Origin of the sequence: Geofilum rubicundum JCM 15548 (genome assembly GCF_000974365.1) — a bacterium.
Lineage (GTDB): Bacteria > Bacteroidota > Bacteroidia > Bacteroidales > Marinilabiliaceae > Geofilum > Geofilum rubicundum.
In genome coordinates this window covers 1-2639 of the sequence record NZ_BAZW01000129.1, presented here as the reverse complement: position 1 = coordinate 2639, position 2639 = coordinate 1, and the positions used below count along the sequence as shown (strand labels likewise).

Annotated in this window: 3 protein-coding genes; all 3 read left to right on the top strand. The window is 40.6% G+C overall.

What is annotated here, in order from left to right; all coding sequences use genetic code 11:
- A partial coding sequence (locus JCM15548_RS22060; RefSeq protein WP_227626077.1) for an MTBMA_p00010-related P-loop-containing protein occupies positions 1 to 1044 on the top strand: 1044 nt, incomplete at its 5' end.
- Positions 1045 to 1154: 110 nt separating this feature from the next.
- Positions 1155 to 2030 (top strand): tyrosine-type recombinase/integrase, encoded by an 876-nt coding sequence (locus tag JCM15548_RS20270; RefSeq protein WP_062129018.1) that lies wholly within the window; start codon positions 1155 to 1157, stop codon positions 2028 to 2030.
- Positions 2023 to 2514, top strand: coding sequence for a site-specific integrase (locus JCM15548_RS20265; protein ID WP_062129016.1), 492 nt, complete (start codon positions 2023 to 2025; stop codon positions 2512 to 2514). The genes JCM15548_RS20270 and JCM15548_RS20265 overlap by 8 nt, the downstream gene beginning before the upstream one ends.
- Positions 2515 to 2639: the final 125 nt, after the last annotated feature.

The following is a 2639-nucleotide window of genomic DNA, read 5'->3' as shown; positions in this document are numbered from 1 at the left end:
CCACATTTATGTATAGCTTTGCATAAAACCGGCAAAACTTACCTTCAGGAGAAAGTAAGTGAGCTGATACCAGAACAAGAGAAACTGGAAATTACCATACTCTCAGAAAATGCCTTTTACTACTTCGACCGCAAAGAGCTAAAACATAAACTGGTTCTTATTGAAGACATGGACGGTGCACAGGATGTCTTATATCCGCTTCGGGAATTACAGAGCAAAAAGAAAATATCAAAAACCATCCCCATAAAAGACAGTAAAGGCAACCTTAAAACCATAACACTACACGTTGAGGGTCCTATAAGTCTGGCCGGAACAACCACAAGGGAAAAGCTTTATGAGGATAACTCAAACCGTAGTTTATTGATTTATCTGGACGGCAGCGGCCAGCAAAAAGAACACATCATGGAATATCAACGCAGATTATCAGCCGGGAAAATAAACAGCAAAGAAGAAAACGAGCTGAAAGAGTTTTTTAAGGACATGCAAACGGTATTAAAACCCATAAAAGTCAGAAACCCTTATGCCGAACTGTTAAAGCTCCCAGAATACATTTTTAAGCCCCTTCGCACAAACTCTCATTACCTGGCAACCATCGAAACCATCACCTTTTATCACCAATATCAGCGAGAAATCAAAATAGACAAGATAACCGGAGAGCGCTACATTGAAACAGCTCTGGAAGACATAGAATGGGCAAACATACTTTTAAAAGATGTGCTACTGGCTAAATCCGATGAACTGCCCCGGGCAGTACGTGAGTTCTTCGAAAGTCTGAAACGTTGGACAAAAAAGGAGAAGAAGGAAAACTTCTATGCAAAGGAAGTCCGGGAAAGGCTTAGAATGTATCCCATGAAAGTAAACCGTTACATGTACGAGCTCGAAAGTCGGGGATTTGTCAGAAAGACAGGAGGCAACCGAAAAACAGGCTTTGAATATGAAATCTACCGTTGGGATGATTACGAAAAACTGCAAGCCGGAACCGATGAGATGAACGAAGTTTTAGAGCAGCTACGAAGGAAAACCCAAAGTGTAACAGTAGTATAACAGAAGAATAACACTGTTCTTGAGTTTGTAACTTATTGAAAATAAAGGCCTGAGTAAGAATGACTGTTATACTTAAGAAAGTGCAATATGTACCCATAAAAATCATCGTAATGGATATAAACGTTATACTCTCAGAAAGCTTTGAAAAGTGGCTCAAGACCTTAGAATATGCACCAAGTACTGTTTACGCATCTGTGCGCTATGTCAATGATTTTTTCTTTTATCTGAAATCTTCTGAAATAACCAACCTTGAAGCCATCCAGCCCCAGACTTTAACCAATTACAACAAACACCTTCAATGCCGCAAAAACAAGCGGCAAAACGGTAGCCTGTCGAATAATTACATAACCAGTAACATTAATGCCATAAAGCGGTTCAGCAGGTACTTACAGGAAACAGGTAAGCCATTTTTTGAAGTGGAAATAAAAACCAGGCCTGACAAAGAAACCAGCAAAATCATCCTCACACAATCAGAAATCAAAGCACTGTACAAAGCCTGCGACAACAGTATTTTAGGCATCCGGGACAGAGCCATTTTAAGCATCTATTATGGTTGTGGACTAAGACGAAGCGAAGGGGTAAGTTTAAACGTGAATGATGTTTTACTCAAAGAAAAACGTATCCACGTCAGACAAGGCAAAGGCTACAAAGAAAGGTACATACCCATGACAGAAGCCGTAAAAGAAGACATAGAGAATTACATCTACGTGGCCAGAGAAAAAATACGCAGCTTTAAAAACGCCAAACCGGAAGCACTTTTTTTAAGCATGCAAGTAAACCGATTGTGTGGAAATGCCATCATAGAAAGGGTTCACAGATTAGCAGAGGCAAGTAAACTGCAAAAAGATATAGGCATCCATACCCTGCGCCACTCCATCGCCACCCACCTTTTACAATCTGGAATGACCTTGGAAGAAGTCAGCCAGTTCTTAGGCCATAGTAGCCTTGAAAGCACCCAAATCTACACCCATTTAGCCAATGCGTAAGAAGCCCGAATATATCTTTAACAAAGAGATTGAAAGCAAACTAACAGGCTTTAAAACCTACCTTCAGGAACTGGGTAACGGAGCAAACACCATCCGCCAGAAATCAAACTACGCCGGGTACTTTTTGAAGTGGCTTGAAACCGAACACCTGCAACCAGAAGATACCCGGTACAACGATTTACTCAGCTTCATTGATTACTGCAAACTCGAAGTCGATGCCCTGAGCGGAGTCGAAGGGAACAGCAAAAGGCACATCAACAGCAAACTACGAAGCATCAGGAACTTTTATGAATACCTGAAGCAATCTAACCCTAACATTATTAATCCAGCTTCAAATCTGAATCTAAAAGGCATCCGGCAAAAATTACCTTCCAATATCATCGACTTTAAGGACCTTGAAAACCTTTACCAATCCTTAGAAACCACAACCAACAGAGAAAAACGAAACAAAATCATTTTAGGAATCCTGGTTTATCAAGCGTAACCACCGAAGAGCTGCATCAGTTAGAACCAAATCATTTAAAACTCAAAGAAGGCAAAATAGTTGTTCCTGGAAACCGCAGAAGAAACAGCCGGACACTTGAACTAAAACCCTTTCAAATACTGGAA

Bases quoted from the DNA above. Each gene is read 5' to 3' on its own strand.
- JCM15548_RS20270 (WP_062129018.1), top strand. From the start codon at position 1,155: ATGGATATAAACGTTATACTCTCAGAAAGCTTTGAAAAGTGGCTCAAG.
- JCM15548_RS20265 (WP_062129016.1), top strand. From the start codon at position 2,023: ATGCGTAAGAAGCCCGAATATATCTTTAACAAAGAGATTGAAAGCAAA.